Source organism: Arthrobacter ginkgonis, assembly GCF_039540195.1.
In the GTDB taxonomy this organism is placed as follows: domain Bacteria; phylum Actinomycetota; class Actinomycetes; order Actinomycetales; family Micrococcaceae; genus Zafaria; species Zafaria ginkgonis.
In genome coordinates this window covers 68,023-86,529 of the sequence record NZ_BAABEO010000035.1, presented here as the reverse complement: position 1 = coordinate 86,529, position 18,507 = coordinate 68,023, and the positions used below count along the sequence as shown (strand labels likewise).

Sequence of the window (18,507 nt, the reverse complement as noted above, 5' to 3'; positions counted from 1 at the left end):
ATGCTGCTCATCGAATGCCCCAACTGCGGTCCGCGCGACGAGACCGAGTTCCACTACGGCGGCCAGGCCCACGTCGCCTACCCCGAGGACCCCAACGCGCTGACCGACCGCGAATGGGCCGAGTACCTCTTCTACCGCGAGAACCCCAAGGGGCTCTTCGCCGAACGCTGGCAGCACAGCACCGGATGCCGCAAGTGGTTCAACGCCGTGCGCGACACCGTCACCTACGAATTCAAGGCCATCTACCGCATGGGCGAGCCCCGGCCGGCCCTCGCCGAAGGAGGAACCAAGTGAGCACCGCACGCCTGGGCGCAGAGCGCGCCACCGGCCACGGCATCGACCGCACCCGCGAGGTGTCCTTCAGCGTCGACGGACTCGTCTACACCGGCTTCGCCGGCGACACCATCGCCAGCGCCCTCATCTCCGCCGGCCGCGTCGACTGCGGCACCTCGATGTACCTGGGCCGCCCCCGCGGCGTCCTGAGCGCCGGCGTCGAGGAGGCCAACGCCCTGGTCACGGTGAAGTCCCGCTTCCCCGGGCACGTCGACGAGTCGATGCTGCCGGCCACCACCACGGAAATCACCGAGGGCCTCGAGGCGACCTACCTGCGCGGCCTGGGCACCCTGGACCCGCGCAAGGACGAGGCCGTCTACGACCGCAAGTACGTCCACGCCGACGTGCTGGTCATCGGCGCCGGTCCGGCCGGCCTGGCCGCGGCCCGCGAGGCCGCGAAGACCGGCGCCCGGACCATCCTGATGGACGACCAGCCGACCCCCGGCGGCTCGCTGCTCTCCACCCGCGGGGAATCGATCGACGACGTCGACGCCCGCGACTGGGTGGCCAACACCATGGCCCGCCTGGCCCACGCCGAGGAGTTCACCTACCTGCCGCGAACCTCCGCCTTCGGCAGCTACGACTCCAACTACGTGATCGCCGTCCAGCACCGCACCGACCACCTGCCGGCCCGGGAGCGCCGCGGCGTCTCCCGCCAGCGGATCTGGCACGTGCGCGCCGCCCAGGTGGTCCTCGCCACCGGCGCCCACGAGCGCCCGATCGTCTTCGCCAACAACGACCGGCCCGGCATCATGCTCGCCGGCGCGGTGCGCTCCTACCTGAACCGCTACGCCGTGGCCGCCGGCTCCAACATCGCCGTCGCCACCACCAACGACTCGGCCTACGCGCTGGTCGAGGACCTGCACGCGGCCGGCCTGGGCGTCGCCGTCGTCGTGGACTCCCGTCCCGCCCCGTCCGCCACCGCCGCCGCGGTCCTGGAGGCCACCGGAACGCGCGGCGTCTTCGGCGCGGCCGTCGTGGACACCGAAGGCAGCGGCACGGCGGGCCGGATCAGTTCGGTCACGATCAGCCGGATCGACGACGCCGGCGCGCTCGCCGGCGAGGTCGAGACCGTCGCGGCGGACCTGCTCGCGGTCTCCGGCGGCTTCTCCCCGGTGGTCCACCTGCACAGCCAGCGCCAGGGCAAGCTCGCCTGGAACGAGTCGGTCGCCGGCTTCGTGCCGTCCGCCCCGGTGGCCAACCAGCAGACCGCCGGCGCCGTCAACGGCTCCTACTCGCTGCACCAGGCCCTCGCCGAGGGCGCGGCGGCGGGCCACCGCGCCGCGCAGCTCACCGGCCGCTCGGCTCCGCTGGTGGTTCCCGCGGCCCCGGCCGACGCCTCCGGCACGGTCCGCCCGCTCTGGCTGGTGCCCGGGCTGGCCGGCGAGCCGCGCGAGTGGCGCACCCACTTCGTGGACCTGCAGCGCGACCAGACGGTCGCCGACGTGCTGCGTTCCACCGGCGCGGGTATGCGTTCGGTGGAGCACGTCAAGCGCTACACCTCCATCTCCACCGCCAACGACCAGGGCAAGACCAGCGGCGTCAACGTCATCGGCGTGATCGGCGCGGCGCTGAACAACGAGGACCTGGGACAGATCGGCACCACCACGTTCCGGGCCCCGTTCACGCCGGTCGCCTTCACCGCACTGGCCGGACGCCAGCGCGGTGAGCTGTTCGACCCCGCCCGCGTCACCTCGATCCACCCGTGGCACGTCTCCCACGGCGCCCTCTTCGAGGACGTCGGCCAGTGGAAGCGCCCCTGGTACTACCCGGCCCCCGGCGAGGACATGGACACCGCAGTGCTGCGCGAATGCGCCGCCGTGCGCGAGTCCGTGGGCTTCATGGACGCCACCACGCTGGGCAAGATCGAGATCCGCGGCACCGACGCCGGCGAGTTCCTCAACCGCATCTACACGAACGCGTTCAAGAAGCTCGCCCCCGGCATGGCCCGCTACGGCGTGATGTGCACCCCGGACGGCATGGTGTACGACGACGGCGTGACCCTGCGCCTGGACGAGGAACGCTTCTTCATGACCACCACCACCGGCGGCGCGGCCAAGGTGCTGGACTGGCTGGAGGAGTGGCACCAGACCGAGTGGCCGGAACTGGACGTGGTGTGCACCTCCGTCACCGAGCAGTGGAGCACCGTGGCCGTCGTCGGGCCGAAGTCCCGCGCGGTCATCGCCAAGCTGGCCCCCGAAGTGGACCTGTCCAACGACGCCTTCCCGTTCATGGCCTTCCGCGAAACCACGCTGGCCAACGGGATCCCGGCGCGGATCTGCCGGATCTCCTTCTCCGGCGAACTGGCCTTCGAGATCAACGTGGAGGCCTTCTACGGCCTCACCGTCTGGGAGGCCGTCGCCGAGGCCGGCGCGGAGTTCAACATCACCCCGTACGGCACCGAGACCATGCACGTGCTGCGCGCCGAGAAGGGCTTCATCATCGTCGGCCAGGACACCGACGGCACGGTCACCCCGCAGGACGCTGGCATGGACTGGGTGGTCTCCAAGGCCAAGGAGTTCATCGGCAAGCGCTCCTACGTCCGCCAGGACACGGCCCGCACGGACCGCAAGCACCTGGTCGGCGTGCTCCCGGTGGACCGCACCACCCGGCTGCCCGAGGGCGCCCAGCTGGTGGCCGCCGGTACTCCGATCACCCCGCAGGAGGCACCGGTGCCGATGCTCGGCTACGTCACCTCCTCCTACCTCTCCGCCGCCCTGGGCCGCCCCTTCGGCCTGGCCCTGGTGGAGAACGGCCGCAACCGGATCGGCGAGGTCATCCAGGCCCCGCTGGGCGACCAGCTGGTCGACGTCGAAATCACGTCCCCCGTCCTCTACGACCCCGAAGGGAGCCGTCGCGATGGCTGAGAACACCCTGACCCACGCATCCACCTCCACCCCCGCCGGCCTCGAGGCGCTGCGCACCTCTCCGGCAGCCCACCTGGCCGAGGCCATGGCCGCCGCGACGGTGTCCGGTGAGCGTTCGGTGGCACTGCGAGAGGTCGCCTTCGCGGTCCAGCTGGGCCTGCGCGCGGAGCCGGGTTCGGCCTCCGCCGCGGCGCTCGAGGCAGTGCTCGGCCTGCCGCTGCCCGCCGGGTACGGCCAGATCACCGGCGACCCGGCCGCGGCGCACGTGCTGTGGCTGGGCCCGGACGAGTTCCTGGCCGTGGACGTGTCCCGGCGCCAGGCCCCCGGCGCGGCCGACGCCTCCGCCGCGGCGCTGGCCGGGCTGCCCGGACAGGCGGTGGACCTCTCCGCCAACCGGACCATCCTGGAACTCTCCGGCGCCAGCGCCCGCCTGGTGCTGGAGAAGGGATGCCACGCGGACCTGCACCCGCGCTCGTTCCCGGTGAACACCGCGGTCTCCACCCAGGTCGGACCGGTCCCGGTGGTGCTGCACCGCACCTCCGAGCGCGGGTACCGGCTGTACCCGCGGGCCTCCTTCGCGGACTACCTGGTGCGCTGGCTGCTCGATGCCATGTCCGAGTTCTCGGGGGAAGAGGTCCGGTAATGGCCCTCAGCGTCCTGGACCTCTTCTCCGTCGGCATCGGTCCCTCCTCTTCCCACACGGTGGGGCCGATGCGGGCAGCCCGGCGGTTCACCGCCGAGCTGGCCGACGCCGGCCTGCTCACCTCCGCCGCACGCGTCAAGGCCGAACTCTTCGGCTCCCTCGGTGCGACCGGGATCGGGCACGGCTCCGATGCCGCGGTGGTCCTGGGACTGGCCGGCCACGACCCGGAGAGCGTCGACACCGTCGCCGCCCCCGGGATCGTGGCCGGGGCCGCGGCCTCCGGCAAGCTCACCCTGGGCGGGGAGCACGAGGTGGCGTTCGACCGCTCCCGCGACGTGGTGCTGCACCGCCGCCGGTCCCTGCCCGGACACCCGAACGGGATGCGGCTGTCCCTCTTCGGGCACGACGGAGCGGTCCTGGCCGAACGCGACTACTACTCGGTCGGCGGCGGGTTCGTCGTCGCCGCCGACGAGGCGTCCGCTCCGGCGGGCGGGGAGGAGGGGCCGGCGGAGCCGTACCCCTTCGCCTCCGGCGCCGAGCTGCTCCAGCGGTGCCGGGAGACCGGGCTGTCCATCGCCGGGGTCATGCTTGCCAACGAGCTCACCCGGCACAGCGAGGCGACGCTGCGCGCCGAACTGCTGCGGATCTGGGAAGTCATGCGCGAATGCGTGGAGAACGGCTGCACCCGCACCGAGTCGACGCTGCCCGGCGGCCTCAAGGTCCGCCGTCGCGCCCCGGAACTGCGCCGGCGCCTGCGCGAGCAGGAGGCGGCGCGGACCGTCGAAGACCCGCTGTGGGCGATGGAGTGGGTGAACCTGTACGCGCTGGCGGTGAACGAGGAGAACGCCTCCGGCGGTCGGATCGTCACCGCCCCGACCAACGGGGCGGCCGGCATCATCCCGGCGGTGCTGCACTACTACACCCGCTTCGTCAGGGGTGCCAACGAGGACCAGGTGGTGGACTTCCTGCTCACCGCCGGGGCGATCGGCTCGCTGTTCAAGCGCAACGCCTCCATCTCCGGTGCCGAGGTCGGCTGCCAGGGCGAGGTCGGGTCGGCGTGCTCGATGGCCGCCGGGGCGCTGTGCGCGGTGCTCGGCGGAACCCCGGAGCAGGTGGAAAACGCCGCGGAGATCGGGATCGAGCACAACCTCGGCCTGACCTGCGACCCCGTCGGCGGGCTGGTCCAGGTTCCGTGCATCGAACGCAACGCGATCGCCTCGGTCAAGGCCATCAACGCGGCCCGGCTGGCCATGGCCGGCGACGGCGACCACCGGGTGAGCCTGGACCAGGCGATCAACACCATGCGCCAGACCGGCGCGGACATGAAGTCCAAGTACAAGGAAACCTCGCGCGGCGGCTTGGCCGTCAACGTCGTCGAGTGCTGAAGGAAGGAATGACCATGGAGAACACGGCCGGACGGTTTGTCCTCACGCTCGCCTGCGCGGAGCAGCCGGGGATCGTGCACGCGGTGACCGGGGTGCTGCTCAAGCACGGCGGGGACATCCTTGAGCTTAAGCAGTACGACGACGCCCTCTCCGGCCGCTACTTCCTGCGGCTGGCCTTTTCCACCGGCGCCAGCGAGCTGCCGCAGGGCCGCGAGGCGGCCCTGCGGGCGGACTTCGAGGCCCTCGGCGGGGACCTCGGGGCCACCTGGGAACTGCGCCCCGAGGGGGCGAAGCGGCGGGTGCTGGTGATGGTCTCCAAGTTCGGGCACTGCCTCAACGACCTGCTCTTCCGCGCCCGCATCGGCGAGCTGCCGGTGGAGATCGCCGCGGTGGTCTCCAACCACCCCGACCACCGCCAGCTGGTCGAGTGGCACGGCATCCCCTTCTTCCACGTCCCGGTGACCGCCGAGACCAAGCCGGAGGCCGAGGCGAAGCTGCTGGACCTGGTGGACCGGTTCGAGATCGACCTGGTGGTCCTCGCCCGTTACATGCAGGTGCTCTCCGACGACCTGACCCGCCAGCTCAGCGGGCGGGCGATCAACATCCACCACTCGTTCCTGCCCTCGTTCAAGGGCGCCAAGCCGTACCACCAGGCGTTCGAGCGCGGGGTGAAGACCGTGGGGGCCACCGCACACTACGTCAACAGCGAGCTCGACGAGGGGCCGATCATCGCCCAGCAGGTGGTGGAGGTGGACCACACGTTCGGTCCGGAAGACCTGGTGGCCGCCGGCCGCGACACAGAGTGCAAGGCGCTCTCCAACGCGGTGAAGTGGCACTGCCAGGGCAGGGTCTTCCTCAACGGCAGCCGCACCGTCGTGCTGCGCTAGGAGCGCCCGCCGGCAAGCCCAGATATGCGATCAAGGACGCCTACTCCAAGCGGATCATCGGATACTCCATCGATCCAGTTGAGGTAGGCGTCCTTGGTCGTGGCGGCCTGGGGGGCACGCGATCGGCCTTAGGGACCGCCGCCGTACCGTGGTCCGCTCGGGTCACAGCCTTAGTTCCGTTCCAACGCGTTCGTCCGGGGTAACTGGCCAACCAACCTCCTACGAGGGTCGGTGGGACGGGCCGGAACTTGCGAAGGCAATGCAGAAGGGAGTCCTCCTTCGCCCTGATTCGGAGAAACGTGCCGGGCCAGGCCCCGGTCCCGACAATCCGGAGGGACACGTGCATGTGGTGGTGGCTGCCCTTGCAGCCACCACCACATGCACGGCGGTTTTTCCTAAACGAGCGCCGACTCGCTGTCTTGGTTATCCGGCTGCCGCCGGAAGGCGGGCGCGCTGTACTCGTCAGGGCGAATGGTTCCATTCGTCCGGTCTTCGGCCTCAAGCTTGCGGGTTTGAGGCAGCGAGAGCCATACCGCCAGCAGCATCGCGATGATGCCTGCCGAGACCTTCCCCACGATGAAGGGGAAGACCATGTTGGGCTGGAAGTTGGCGATGAAGGCCAGGTGGTCTCCAAACGAGAACGCCGCGCAGACGCTGAAAGCCGTGCACAGCACCTTGTCCCGCGGGGGCATGGTCTTGATTAGCCGGAACATTGCCTGAATGTTCACGGCCCCTGCCACCACGCCGGCTGCCCCTTCTTCGGTGAAGCCGAAGCGGGCTCCGGCCGCACTGAGCGGCTTGGCCAGCCAGGTCTTGATGGCATAGACCAGCGGGAACGCCCCGGCCAGCATGATGCCCACGTACCCGGCAATCTCCAGCGCCCTGAACTGGTTTTCGGCGTCCGCAATGAACGGGTGCAGGCCCCAGCCTCCGAGAAGGCCCGAGAAGAAGCCGGTGAAGTACTCCACGATCGAGACCGCGAGGCCGATCTTGATCACCCCGTCCACGATGCGGCCGAAGACAATGAACACCCGCACCATGAAGCCGGTGAAGAATTTCAGTCCCACGGCCAACGCCGTTACAACGATCGCCAATGGAATGAGGTTGAGGAAAATCTCGCTCCAGGGCAGGCCGAAGGGCTGGGTCGAAGCCGCATCGGTGGACACTTCGGTGCGCAAGGGCGTACCCGTCACCTGGAGCATCAGCGTGGTCACGAACACCGCAACCGGAATCGTGAGCAGGCCTGCCATGAAACCGAGGGCCATGTACTTGTGGTCCCTCTTGTCCAGCATGGCCAGGCCAACCGGGATGCTGTAGAGGATGGTGGCGCCGGCCGTGAGGCTGGTGGCAAACGCCATCATCCACGCCCCGTGGCTACCGGCTGTCTCCGAAGCCAGCTGGTAGCCGCCCATGTCCCCGGCGATGATCGTGGTGGCCGCCAGTGACGGGTCCGCATGGAACCATGCGTAGATTGGCCCCAGGAACTGCGTAACGAAGGCCGTCAGATAGGGCATGAAGACCATGATTCCCGCCACCGGCAGGAAGATGACCCCGATCGAGTAGATGCCTTCCTTGAATTCCCGTCCCAGCCCCCTTTCATCATCGATGACCGCGGCGACGGCACCGATGAGCACGAACGCCATCATGATGTAGATGATGACCTGTCCGATAACTTCCATGGCTCGACTCCTGTCCGGTGCTTAGGCCGGCCTAGCCCACAAGGGCGCGGGTGTGGTCGTTGAGGAAGACTCCGTTGGGGTCGAATTCCCGGCGGACCTGGACAAAGGTGTCGTATTCGGGGAAGTGCCGCTGCATGCGTTCGCGGGTCATGAAGTGGATCTTGCCCCAGTGCGGGCGGGCATCGAAGTCTTCCAGCAGCGCATCGAGGTCGCGCAGGTAGGGCCAGTAGTCGGTGCCGGGAGCGCCGGAGACGGAGAGCACGGTGGTATCGCGCTTGTAGAAGGGCGAGATGTAGCCCTCGTCGCCCTTCACCCAGCGGACTTCCAGCGGGTACTTCTGGTCCTTGTGGGTAGTCTGCAGCAGGTTCTGCACCGCCTTGACGGCTTCCAGGCCCTGTTCGGCCGGAACGTAGTACTCCAGTTCGTGGAACGGGATCATGTATCCGCCGGCGTAGATGTTGTAGGCACGGTCCTTGCGGGCGCCTTCAACGCTGGAGAGTTCAGTGGCTTCGTCGAGATTCGCCGCACGGTACTTCTTTGTGTAAGTGCGGTTGACCATGGACTCGCCCTTGGGGGTGGGGAGTTCATAGAGTTCGGCTGAGCCTTCTTCCTGGCACCAGATGAAGGAGTAGTGGCGGTTGTTGCGGATGTTCTCTTCCCAGTTCCGTTCCACGTCGTCCCACAACGGGTAGGTGATTTCCTCGACGATGTGGTAGGCCGGTGAGGCCTGCAGTTCGACTTCCAGGAAGATGCCCAGGGTGCCCAAGGCAACCTGGGCCGCCTTGAGTTCACGCAACTGGTCTTCGCCGACCTCCACGATTTCCCCATGGCCGTTGACGATCTTCGCCCAGCGCAGTGCCGATGAGAAGCTGCCCAGGTCGATGCCTGAGCCGTGGGTGCCGGTGGAAATCGCGCCGGCGATGGCCTGCTTGTCGATGTCGCCCTGGTTCGACAGGGAAAGGCCCTTGTCCCAGAGCGGGGCGCCGACGTCGCTGATGCGGGTTCCGCCGTACATGCGTACACGGTTCTTGTCGGTGTCGGTACCGGTCAGGCCGGCGAGGCCTTCAAGGTCCATCAGGATGCCGCCGGTCTGCACGAGCGGTGTGAAGGAGTGTCCGGCGCCCACCGCGCGCACGGGCAGCCCTTCCTTGATCGCGAAACGGACCGTGTCCAGAACTTCCTGCTCCGTCTTCGGACGGACGGTGAAGGCCGGAGTGCAGGACTGGTTTCCGCCCCAGTTCGTCCACTTCTGTTCGGTGCCGTGGGGAATCGGGGGGACGGGGTAGAGCGCATTGGGCATGGGAAATCCTTAGGTGTGGGGTTGGGTTCGGTACCGGCCGGGACTGTCCCGGCCGGTACCGGTAAGGGAAGGGCCGCTGCTGCACCCGTTTGCGGGCGCCGCGGTGCGGTCGGTGGACGGGCTGGTGTGGCGCCCGGCCTTAGCGGCCGTGGTTGATCATCACGTGCTTGGTGCGGGAGAAGTCTTCCAGCGCATAGATGGACAGATCCCGGCCGTAGCCGGAGCCCTTGAAGCCGCCCCAGGGAACTTCACTTGCCAGTACGAGGTGGGAATTGACCCAGACCGTGCCGAAGTGAAGCTTCTTCGGGACATCGAGGCTGCAGGCTGAATCCTTGGTCCATACGGAGGCGGCGAGGCCGTAGGGGACCTCATTGGCCCGTGCGATGGCGTCGTCCTCGTCGGTGAAGGTTTCAATCGAGACAACCGGACCGAAGATCTCATCCCGTGCCACCTCGGCCCCGGCAGGGACGTTGGTCAGGACGGTGGGGGCGATAAAGAAGCCTGGACCCTCCAGCGGTCCGCCGCCGATGGCTGCTGTGATGCCGGCTTCGCGGGCCCGCTCCAGGAAGCCCGATACCCGGCGGAAATGGGCCTCGGAAACCATCGGGCCGATCTCGACGTCCTCGCCGGCAGTGGGATCTCCGATGACGAAGGAGGCGACCTGTTCCACGAGCAGTTCGGTGAAGCGCTCGGCCACGGATTCGTGGACCAGGACACGGCAGGCGGCGCCGCATTCCTGGCCCGAGTTCCAGTAGCTGGCAGCGCGCAGCGATTCGGCAGCGGCGGCGAGATCGGCATCGGCGAAGATCACGACCGGTGCCTTGCCGCCGAGCTCGAGGTGGACGCGCTTGACCGTGCTGCCGGCCGCGGTGGCCACGGCCTTGCCGCTGTTGACGCTGCCGGTGAGGGCGACCAGGTCGATGTCCGGGTGATCGGCCAAGCGCGCGCCGACCTCCGGCCCCAGACCGGTGACGACGTTGAACACGCCGGCGGGCAGCAGATCGGCGATGATCTCGGCCAGCTTCAGTGTGGTCAAGGGGGTCTGCTCGGAAGGCTTGAGAATCAGGGAGTTGCCGGCGGCCAGAATGGGGGCGATCTTCCAGGCCGCCATCAGCAGCGGGTAGTTCCACGGGGTAACCACCCCGACGACCCCTGCCGGCTCGCGGAGGATGATCGAGAGGTGGCCCTGGGCATAGTCGGAGGCCGCCATCGAGGTCAGCGCCCGGCCGGCGCCGGCCATGAACCGGAAAGTGTCCGCCGAGCCGGCAACGTCATCCTGGGACGTGGCCAGCGGCTTGCCGGCATTGAGGGATTCGATCCGGGCCAGCACGTCCGCGTGCTCTTCGATCCGGTCCGCGATGCGCAGCAGCAGTTCTGACCGCTCCTTGGGCGTGGTGGCCTCCCACCCGGCCTGCGCCTTCCGGGCGGCCGCAACGGACAGGTCCACATCGCCCGCGGTTCCTTCCGGCACCCGGCAGATCAGCGACCCGTCGCTGGGATTGATGATTGCGGTGCTGGCCGCAGCGGCCGCAGAGACAAAGGTTCCGTCGATGAAGTGGTTCAGCGGCGGAAGTTCTTCCGGCGCGACGAGGGGGGCGCCGTTGCCCCGGCGGATGACGACAGTGGTAAGGGTGGCGTTCATTAGTGTGCAAGCTCCGTTATATGCAGCGGGTTGACCGGATTCCGGCCGTGTGGCTGTTGTCACACTTAAAAGATACAAACCCAGATCTTAAATTCAATACCCCTGGGCGTTAACTTTTTGTTTCGCCGCAATTGGGGGGCCGGGGGTCGAAGCGCCCTCGGGCAGGGAGCAGCGGCTCAGTGGGCAGCAGATTCCTGCCGAAGGGTGGGCGGAATACGGCTCGCCGACTCGATCGGGGTGCGGTCCGAAGCCATGGATCGCCGCGGGAGCGGCTAGTGGTTGGCGACGACCAGATTCCAGGGAAGCTGTTCATACTTCGCCGGCAGCAGGGGCTGGTTCACCACTGCTTTAGTTAGGTCGGCGAGAGTGCCGACAACCAGTAGCGGGGAGTTCGACGCGATGATTCTGGCATTCGGACCCACGAGGATCACCGTAGGATCAAGCGTCCGCACCGCCTTGATGAATATGGTCTCCAACGCGGAGAGGGAGACATCGCAGCCAAGCACATGGGTTCCATGAACTGTCCGGGCGGGCGCCGTAAGGGTGACGGTATTGACGTTGATTCCACCCATGTCGATGTAGGGCCCGATCGCTACCGGGTGGCCGGCGGTCCTGGGAATCCTGAACCAGTCACGGGCGGAGTAGTCGTAGTACCTGAGGGAGCTGGGATTCAGGTCATGACGGATGAACTTGGGATGGCCGGTAGCTTGGATGCGCCACCAGTCAAGCCAGTACTCGACGTCGGCCAGGGTGCCGGGTTCGTAGGCAATGCCGGCGCCGTCAATGAGACCGCCGTTGCGCACCAGCAGGTCCTCGAAGAGGGGCTTGAGGAAGGATAATTCAGCCCTTCGCGGCACATGCCCCATCTTGGCCACTGCCGCAGCAAGCTGTGCTTCGATTGCCTGGAGGTCATCAACAAGGCCCCCAATGCGGGAGGCCACCGCTTCGGCGGTTCGGCCCAGCACATCGGAGAGAGGTTCCGTTGTCATCCGCTCTCCTCGGACTGCACCAACAGCTGAAGGTGCTGCGCGATAAGCAGTGCCGTCTCGCTGCGACTGTGGGATTCCGCTGCTTCTGCCGCCGCCGCCGGATCGTGTTTGGCGATTCCTTCCACGATTTGGGCATGCTGCCTGCTTGCCTCCGCCACGGAGAATCCATACTCGTCGGCCGCCCAGATGAAACCGGACAGCTCAGCCTGGATCTGCAGCATCGCGGCGGTGAGCCGACTCGACTGCGCGGCGACCCCGACAGTGACGTGGAACCGGCTGTCGGCCCTGCGCCGTTCCTGCGGGCTTGAGCTGTTCTCAAAGCGTTCGGCCAGTCCGGCCAGGTATTGGACGTTCCGGTCGTCGGCGCGTTCCGCTGCCAACTTTGCGGATATGGCGGCGATGGCAGTGCAGTGATCACCTAAGTCGCGCAGCTCTTCCGTATTGGTGGTGCGCAGCCTCCGGCGGACCTCGGCGCCGGACGGTTCCAGCTGGCCCAGCACGACGCTGCCTCCGCCGCGCCCCCGACTGGTCTCGATCAGTCCCTTGGAGCGTAGGGCGGACAGGGACTCTCTCAGGGTGGCGGGAGAGACGCCGAGTTCGGACGCCAGGACCAACTCCCGGGGCAGCCTGTCGCCCTCGCCGAGGATCCCCATCATGATGGCGGTCTCAAGCTGGTAGGAGACTTGTTCTGCGCGGCCGAGACCCTCGGGCTCGCTGCCCCTGAGGAGCACCAAGAGATCGATGGCGGAAGAAGAAACCGTGGCGTCTTCTCCTGATCCTCGCTTCACGCTTGAAGCTTATCAGCGCCGGTCGCCTGAAATGCGTCGTCAGGCCGCGAACAGAGCCGATCGCACCACGCCATCTCGAACCCGTCCACGTGCGTGCGCACGAGCTCGGCCGCACGGCCCTCGTCGCCATCGAGGTGCCCGAAACGCCAGCCGAGACGGGAGGAATCGACGCAACAACGGAGGACGGCAGCACTCTTCCGGATGCACCAGGGACACGCGGCCGCCCCGGGACGGATTCCGTCCCGGGGCGGCCTTTTGCCTATCCCCGGCAAGCGCGGGGCAGCAGGGTCCCTAGTCCAAATGCGTCGGAGCGAACATCCGCAGCAGCGTCTCCACGACCACGACGTTCGGTCCGTCCGCGGCGAAGGACTCCTCCAGCGCGGCACGCACGTCCTCGGGCGCGGCCCGCCGGGCGGGGACCCCGAAGGACTCGGCGAGCGCCACGAAGTCGGGGCGGGCCAGTTCGGTCGCCGTGGCCTTGCCGAACGCACCGACCATGTACTCGCGCAGGATCCCGTACCCGCCGTCGTCCACGATCAGCCAGGTGACAGGCACGTTGTGCTGCTTGGCGGTGGCCAGTTCGGCGATCGAGTACATCGCGGACCCGTCGCCGGAGACCGCCAGGACGCGGCCGTCGATCCCGGTGTTCCCGGCAACGGCCAGTCCCACGGCCCCGCCGATCGCCGCCGGGTAGCCGAAGCCGAGCCCGCCGGCGCCCTGGGCGGAGTGGAACTCGCCGGCGCGCGCGTCCCAGCAGCTCCACGCCCAGTAGGCGGAGATGGTCATGTCCCAGAACGTCTGCATGGCGTCCGGCACCGCGGCCCGGATGTCCGCCATGAACGTCCGCTCCTTGCCGAGGTCCTGCGCGTCCAGCCGGGCCTTCACCTTGGCCAGCGTTTGGGCGACCACCGCCTCCGGGGCCTGTCCGTGCCAGTCGGCGCCGTCGCGGGCCTCCTCCGGGAGCGTGTCCAGCGCGCGGTCCAGGTCCTCGAGGGCCGCCCGGGCGTCGGCGCGGATGCCCAGCGCCGGCACGTTGGATTCGAGCACGCGCGGCTCGGCGTCGATCTGGATCATCCGCCCGCGCGGGGCGAGCGTGAAGTAGTTGGAGGTGACCTCCCCGAGCGAGGATCCGACGACGATCAGCACGTCGGCGTCCTCCAGGACCTCGGTCACGTGCCGGTCCTCCACCCAGGACTGCAGGCTCAGCGGGTGCGTCCACGGGAAGGCGCCGTTGCCGCCGGGCGAGCAGACCACGGGCGCGCGCAGCTTCTGGGCCACCCGCAGCAGCGCGTCCCGGGCCTGCGCCCGGCGCACCCCTCCCCCGGCCACGATGGCGGGGCGGCGGGCCGCGGCCAGCCAGCGCACCGCCTCCTCGACCAGTTCCACCCGGGGCGGGTGCTCGTAGGGCACGGCGAGCGCGTCGGCCACCGGCGGCACCAGCACCGGGGCCAGCAGCACGTCCTGCGGCACCTCGACCCACACCGGGCCCTGCGGCATGGTGATCGCGTCCGCCCAGGCGTCCTGGATGGCGGAGGGAATGCCGGAGGCGTGGTGGACGGTGCGCTGGCTCTTGGTGACGTTGGCGGCGGAGGCCTTCTGGTCATCGAGCTGGTGCAGCATGCCCTTGCGGCGGGCGCCGAGCCCGGAGAGCGGGATCTGGCTGGCGACCACGACCATCGGAACGCCGGTCGCGTAGGCCTCCTGGAGGCCGGCGAGGCTGGTCAGCGCGCCGGGGCCGGTGGAGAGGAAGAGGACGCCGACCTCGTTCGTGGCGCGGGAGTACCCGTCGGCGGAGAACGCTGCGTTGTTTTCCACCCGGGAGGAGACGAACCGCAGCGGCGAGCGCGAGAGCGCGTCGAACAGCCCCAGCGCATGCTGGCCGGGGATGCCGAACACGGTCTTCGCGCCGAGGGCGGCGAGGGTCTCGACGACCAGGTCGCCGCCGTTCCGGCCAGTGGGCAGGGCGGCACCGACCGCGTCCGGGCCGGAGGACGGCGCCGGGGTAGACGACGCCGGCGCGTCGGCGGGGATTTCGGGGGTTGCCTTCGCCTGCACCAGGTTTCCTTCCACCAGGTTTCCTTCCATGAGGTTCCCTTCCACCTAGGCGTCCTTCCGCTGTCCGGCGAGCGACGCCTCGGCACCGATGCGCGAGGAGCGCAGGTCCGCCATGAGGGTGACCAGGTCGTAGGCCACGTGGGAGGCCGCGACGCCGGTGAGCTCGGCGTGGTCGTAGGCCGGGGCGACCTCGACGACGTCGGCGCCAACCAGGTTCATCCCGCGCAGCCCGCGCAGGATCTCCAACAGTTCGCGGCTGGTGATGCCGCCGGCCTCCGGCGTGCCGGTGCCCGGCGCGTGCGCCGGGTCCAGCACGTCGATGTCCACCGAGACGTACAGCGGGCGGTTGCCGATGCGGTCGCGCAGCTTCGCCACGATCTCCGCCACCCCCTGGTAGTAGACGTCCGCGCTGGTCACGATGCCGAACCCGAAGCGCTTGTCATCCTCCAGGTCCTTCTTCCCGTACAGCGGGCCGCGCGTGCCCACGTGGGAGATCGCCTCGGTATCCAGGATGCCCTCCTCCACCGCCCGGCGGAACGGTGTCCCGTGCGTGTACTCGGCCCCGAAGTAGGTGTCCCAGGTGTCCAGGTGGGCGTCGAAGTGCAGCAGCGCCACGGGCTCGCCGGCGCGCTCGGCCGCCGCGCGCAGCAGCGGCAGCGCGATCGTGTGGTCTCCGCCCAAGGTCACCAGCGAGGAGCCGTCGGCCGTGAGGTCCAGCGCGTTCTGTTGGACGGTCTCGATGGCCTCGTTGATGTTGAACGGGTTCACCGCCATGTCGCCGGCGTCCGCGACCTGGACCAGCTCGAACGGGCTCACGTCCAGGGCCGGGTTGTAGGGACGCAGCAGGCGCGAGGCCTCGCGCACGTGGCTGGCGCCGAAGCGGGCGCCCGGACGGTAGGAGACCCCGGCGTCGAAGGGCACGCCCACAACCTTGATGGATGCCTCCTTCAACTGGTCCAGCCGCGGCAGGCGGGCGAACGTGGCGGCGCCGGCGAAGCGCGGGATGCGGGAGGAGTCGATGGGACCGATGTTTCCGTTGGCCTCTAGCCGGATCTCTTCCATGGTGCTCCTTGGGAGTCGTCGCCGAAGATGGCGGTGCGGATGGTAGGGGGATGTGGCACGAAGGGTGCGGGCGGAGGAGCCGCCGGAAAGGGGAACCTCCGCCGCATGTTTTCCGGTAAGTATGTTTTCCGATAAGCAACATCCGTTGCCTTGCATGCTATTTCTTGGGTGGCCGGCGGTCAAGGCCGCGCCGCCTCCACCCCTCCGTTTTTTGTGACGAACCATACTGGGATTCGCCGCCCCCGGGGGTCCTCCCGGCGCCCGCCAGGGAGTAGCGTTCCCTCTCGTGATCAATTCCCCCGTCGCCCCGCGCCGTGGGGCGGGCACCGCCGCCTCGCTGCGGGCCCGCGCCGGCCGCTGGCTCATGGACGAGGAAGTCGGACGCGAGGAGCACCCGGAAGTCCCGGCGCCCCAAGCCCCCGCCACCCCACCCGGGCACCACTGGTGGCAGGTCATGTGCCTGTCCGGCCTCGACTACTTCTCCACCCTGGGCTACCAGCCGGCCATCGCGGTCCTGGCCGCCGGGGCGCTGGCCCCCATAGCCACGATCATCCTGGTCATCGTGACCCTCTGCGCCGCGCTGCCGGTGTACCGGAGGGTCGCGGAGGAGAGCCCGCACGGCCAAGGCTCCATCGCCATGCTGGAGCGCCTTCTGCCGCACTGGAAGGGCAAGGTCCTGGTCCTGGTGCTGCTGGGCTTTGCGGCCACGGACTTCATGATCACCATCACCCTCTCCGCCGCCGACGCCACCGCCCACGTGATCGAAAATCCGCTGGCGCCGCACTGGTTCGAGGGCCAGAACGTCGCCATCACGCTGGTCCTGCTGGCCCTGCTCACGGCCCTGTTCCTGCGCGGCTTCCACGAGGTGATGGGGCTGGCGGTGTTCCTGGTCTTCACCTACCTGGCGCTGAACCTGGTGGTCATCGCCTCCAGCCTGGCCCGCATCGCGGCCCAGCCGTACATCCCGGGAGACTGGTGGGCCGGACTCACTGCCAGCCACGGCAGCCCGCTGGCCATGGTCGCCGTCGCCCTGCTGGTGTTCCCGAAACTGGCCCTGGGCCTGTCCGGGTTCGAAACCGGCGTGGCCGTTATGCCGCAGATCCGCCACCGGCCCGGCGACACCGAGGCCCGTCCCGCCGGCCGCATCCGGGGAGCCAAGCGGCTGCTGACCACGGCGGCGCTGACCATGAGTGCCTTCCTCATCGCCTCCAGCGTTGCCGTCACCTGGCTGGTCCCGGAGGATGAGCTGCAGCCCGGGGGCGAAGCGAACGGGCGTGCCCTGGCCTATCTGGCCCACGAGCAGCTCGGCGAGGTTTTCGGCACCGTGTACGACGCCTCCACCATCGGCATCCTGTGGTTCGCCGGGGCCTCCGCGATGGCGGGCATGCTGAACCTGATCCCGCGCTACCTGCCCCGCTTCGGCATGGCCCCCGAGTGGGCACGCGCCAACCGGCCGCTGGCGCTGGTACTGGCGTCCATCGCCGTCGTCGTCACGGTGCTGTTCGAGGCGAGTGTGGACGCGCAGGGCGCCGCGTACGCCACCGGCGTGCTGGTGCTGATCACCTCCGCCGCGGTCGCCGTGACCCTCTCCGCCCGGCGAAAGCGCCAGTGGGGGCTGGCCGTCGGGTTCGCGCTCACTTCCGTGGTGTTCCTCTATACAACCGTGGCGAACTCGTTCGAGCGCCCGGACGGCCTGCGCATCGCTGGGTTCTTCATCCTGGCGATCGTCCTGGTCTCCTTCGCCTCCCGGTTCCACCGCTCCACCGAACTGCGCGCCACGACGGTCCGGCTGGATCCGGCGGCCGTGGCGCTGCTGCGCGGGGCCGAGGAGGACGGGCTGGTCCGGCTGATCGCCCACGAGCCGCTGCGGCTAAGCGCGGAGCGGTACCGGCACAAGCTGGAGCACGCCCGGCTGGCCAGCCACCTGCCGCAGCAGAGCCCCACCCTGTTCATCGAGATCCGGGTCGGGGACTTCTCCGACTTCGCCCAGGACGTGGTGGTGCGCGGCATCGAGCGGCACGGCTACGGCGTCCTGGAGGCCACGGCCCCGGCCGTCCCCACCGCCATCGCGGCGATCTGCCTGCACATCCGCGACGAGCTGGGCATCATGCCGCACGTCTACTTCCGCTGGACCGAGGGCTCCCCGCTGCGGAACCTGCTGCAGTTCCTCTTCCTCGGCCAGGGCGAGATCGCCCCGGTGACCCGCGAGGTGCTGCGCGAGGCCGAACCGAACCTGCAGCGGCGGCCCTGGGTGCACGTCGGCTGAGCTCGGCAGTTCCCCACCCGCTCCCCGCCTGCCCTGGGCAGGGAGCGGCGAACATCGTCTAGGGTGATCCGCGTGAGCTACCAGGCCGACGACACCACCATCGAGCACGCAGCACGCCGGATCGCCATCTCGACCACCGCGCCCTTCGGACTGCTGCGGCGGCGCTTCGAGGAACTGGTCCCGGCCGTGTCGCTGACGGAGCTGCACGGGGAAGCCGAGGGCGGAAACGCGTGGGAGGCGATCCGCCGGGGCGCCGAGTGGAACGCCCCATACGGGCTCTGCCGCTTCTGGTCCGACGAACCCACCGTCCTGATGCGCGCAGCGGGCAACGACACCCCCAGCGCGACATACCTGGTGGGCAGCCTGACGCTGCAGGCACGGCTGTTCCGGCACAGCCCGGCGACCATGCTGTACTTCCCGATGCGGATCGAACTGCATGAGGAGCGAACCGGGCGGACCGTCGTCGGATTCGAACAGCCGGGAGCGCAACTGGCAGGCTTCGGGATCAACAAGGTCACGCAGGCCGGCTACGAGCTGGACCGGCTCCTCGGCGACCTGCTGGAGGCCCTGGACCTGCCCCGGCCCGCCGCGCTCCGGCGTTAGGGCCTGCC

General features: G+C 68.9%; 14 protein-coding genes. 7 read left to right on the top strand and 7 right to left on the bottom strand.

Going from position 1 to position 18,507, the window contains the following annotated elements:
- Genes ABD912_RS22670 through purU form a run of 5 tightly spaced genes read left to right on the top strand, consistent with a single transcriptional unit; the run spans position 1 to position 6,115 of the window.
- The gene (locus tag ABD912_RS22670) at positions 1 to 294 is read left to right on the top strand and encodes a sarcosine oxidase subunit delta (protein ID WP_345154617.1); all 294 of its coding nucleotides are present in this window, start codon (positions 1 to 3) and stop codon (positions 292 to 294) included.
- Positions 291 to 3,200 carry a sarcosine oxidase subunit alpha family protein gene (locus tag ABD912_RS22665; protein ID WP_345154615.1) on the top strand — a complete coding sequence of 970 codons (2,910 nt, stop codon included), beginning with the start codon at positions 291 to 293 and terminating at the stop codon, positions 3,198 to 3,200. Before ABD912_RS22670 ends, ABD912_RS22665 begins: the two co-directional genes overlap by 4 nt.
- The gene (locus tag ABD912_RS22660) at positions 3,193 to 3,843 is read left to right on the top strand and encodes a sarcosine oxidase subunit gamma (RefSeq protein WP_345154612.1); all 651 of its coding nucleotides are present in this window, start codon (positions 3,193 to 3,195) and stop codon (positions 3,841 to 3,843) included. The genes ABD912_RS22665 and ABD912_RS22660 overlap by 8 nt, the downstream gene beginning before the upstream one ends.
- On the top strand, positions 3,843 to 5,228 hold the full coding sequence (locus ABD912_RS22655; RefSeq protein ID WP_345154611.1) for an L-serine ammonia-lyase: 1,386 nt from the start codon (positions 3,843 to 3,845) through the stop codon (positions 5,226 to 5,228). Before ABD912_RS22660 ends, ABD912_RS22655 begins: the two co-directional genes overlap by 1 nt.
- Before the next feature lie 14 nt (positions 5,229 to 5,242).
- Complete coding sequence (gene purU, locus ABD912_RS22650; protein ID WP_345154609.1) at positions 5,243 to 6,115, top strand: formyltetrahydrofolate deformylase; 873 nt, start codon at positions 5,243 to 5,245, stop codon at positions 6,113 to 6,115.
- Positions 6,116 to 6,510: 395 nt separating this feature from the next.
- Here purU and ABD912_RS22645 read toward each other — a convergent pair whose 3' ends face one another.
- The 7 genes from ABD912_RS22645 to speB all read right to left on the bottom strand — a co-directional run bounded on the left by ABD912_RS22645 (position 6,511) and on the right by speB (position 15,630).
- A complete protein-coding gene (locus ABD912_RS22645; RefSeq protein WP_345154607.1) occupies positions 6,511 to 7,794 on the bottom strand; it encodes an ethanolamine utilization protein EutH in 1,284 nt (427 codons plus the stop codon).
- 31 nt (positions 7,795 to 7,825) lie between these two features.
- Positions 7,826 to 9,094 (bottom strand): D-arabinono-1,4-lactone oxidase, encoded by a 1,269-nt coding sequence (locus ABD912_RS22640; RefSeq protein WP_345154605.1) that lies wholly within the window; start codon positions 9,092 to 9,094, stop codon positions 7,826 to 7,828.
- Between the two features lie 139 nt (positions 9,095 to 9,233).
- Positions 9,234 to 10,736, bottom strand: coding sequence for an aldehyde dehydrogenase family protein (locus tag ABD912_RS22635; RefSeq protein ID WP_345154603.1), 1,503 nt, complete (start codon positions 10,734 to 10,736; stop codon positions 9,234 to 9,236).
- A gap of 272 nt (positions 10,737 to 11,008) precedes the next feature.
- A complete protein-coding gene (locus ABD912_RS22630; protein WP_345154601.1) occupies positions 11,009 to 11,725 on the bottom strand; it encodes a cache domain-containing protein in 717 nt (238 codons plus the stop codon).
- Positions 11,722 to 12,513, bottom strand: a complete 792-nt coding sequence (locus ABD912_RS22625; RefSeq protein ID WP_345154598.1) for a FadR/GntR family transcriptional regulator — start codon at positions 12,511 to 12,513, stop codon at positions 11,722 to 11,724. Before ABD912_RS22625 ends, ABD912_RS22630 begins: the two co-directional genes overlap by 4 nt.
- A 291-nt stretch (positions 12,514 to 12,804) precedes the next feature.
- Positions 12,805 to 14,613: a thiamine pyrophosphate-binding protein gene (locus ABD912_RS22620; RefSeq protein WP_425548132.1), complete on the bottom strand. Its 1,809-nt coding sequence runs from the start codon at positions 14,611 to 14,613 to the stop codon at positions 12,805 to 12,807.
- Entirely contained in the window at positions 14,614 to 15,630 is a 1,017-nt protein-coding gene (gene speB / locus ABD912_RS22615) for an agmatinase (RefSeq protein WP_345154596.1), read from the bottom strand.
- 454 nt (positions 15,631 to 16,084) lie between these two features.
- Between speB and ABD912_RS22610 the strand changes: the two genes are divergently transcribed.
- Positions 16,085 to 17,896: an APC family permease gene (locus ABD912_RS22610; RefSeq protein WP_345154638.1), complete on the top strand. Its 1,812-nt coding sequence runs from the start codon at positions 16,085 to 16,087 to the stop codon at positions 17,894 to 17,896.
- 72 nt (positions 17,897 to 17,968) lie between these two features.
- Positions 17,969 to 18,499: a hypothetical protein gene (locus ABD912_RS22605; RefSeq protein ID WP_345154593.1), complete on the top strand. Its 531-nt coding sequence runs from the start codon at positions 17,969 to 17,971 to the stop codon at positions 18,497 to 18,499.
- The last annotated feature ends 8 nt before the right edge of the window (positions 18,500 to 18,507 follow it).

Bases quoted from the DNA above. Each gene is read 5' to 3' on its own strand.
- ABD912_RS22670 (WP_345154617.1), top strand. From the start codon at position 1: ATGCTGCTCATCGAATGCCCCAACTGCGGTCCGCGCGACGAGACCGAG.
- ABD912_RS22660 (WP_345154612.1), top strand. From the start codon at position 3,193: ATGGCTGAGAACACCCTGACCCACGCATCCACCTCCACCCCCGCCGGC.
- ABD912_RS22655 (WP_345154611.1), top strand. From the start codon at position 3,843: ATGGCCCTCAGCGTCCTGGACCTCTTCTCCGTCGGCATCGGTCCCTCC.
- purU (WP_345154609.1), top strand. From the start codon at position 5,243: ATGGAGAACACGGCCGGACGGTTTGTCCTCACGCTCGCCTGCGCGGAG.
- ABD912_RS22645 (WP_345154607.1), bottom strand. From the start codon at position 7,794: ATGGAAGTTATCGGACAGGTCATCATCTACATCATGATGGCGTTCGTG.
- ABD912_RS22640 (WP_345154605.1), bottom strand. From the start codon at position 9,094: ATGCCCAATGCGCTCTACCCCGTCCCCCCGATTCCCCACGGCACCGAA.
- ABD912_RS22635 (WP_345154603.1), bottom strand. From the start codon at position 10,736: ATGAACGCCACCCTTACCACTGTCGTCATCCGCCGGGGCAACGGCGCC.
- ABD912_RS22630 (WP_345154601.1), bottom strand. From the start codon at position 11,725: ATGACAACGGAACCTCTCTCCGATGTGCTGGGCCGAACCGCCGAAGCG.
- speB (WP_345154596.1), bottom strand. From the start codon at position 15,630: ATGGAAGAGATCCGGCTAGAGGCCAACGGAAACATCGGTCCCATCGAC.
- ABD912_RS22610 (WP_345154638.1), top strand. From the start codon at position 16,085: ATGTGCCTGTCCGGCCTCGACTACTTCTCCACCCTGGGCTACCAGCCG.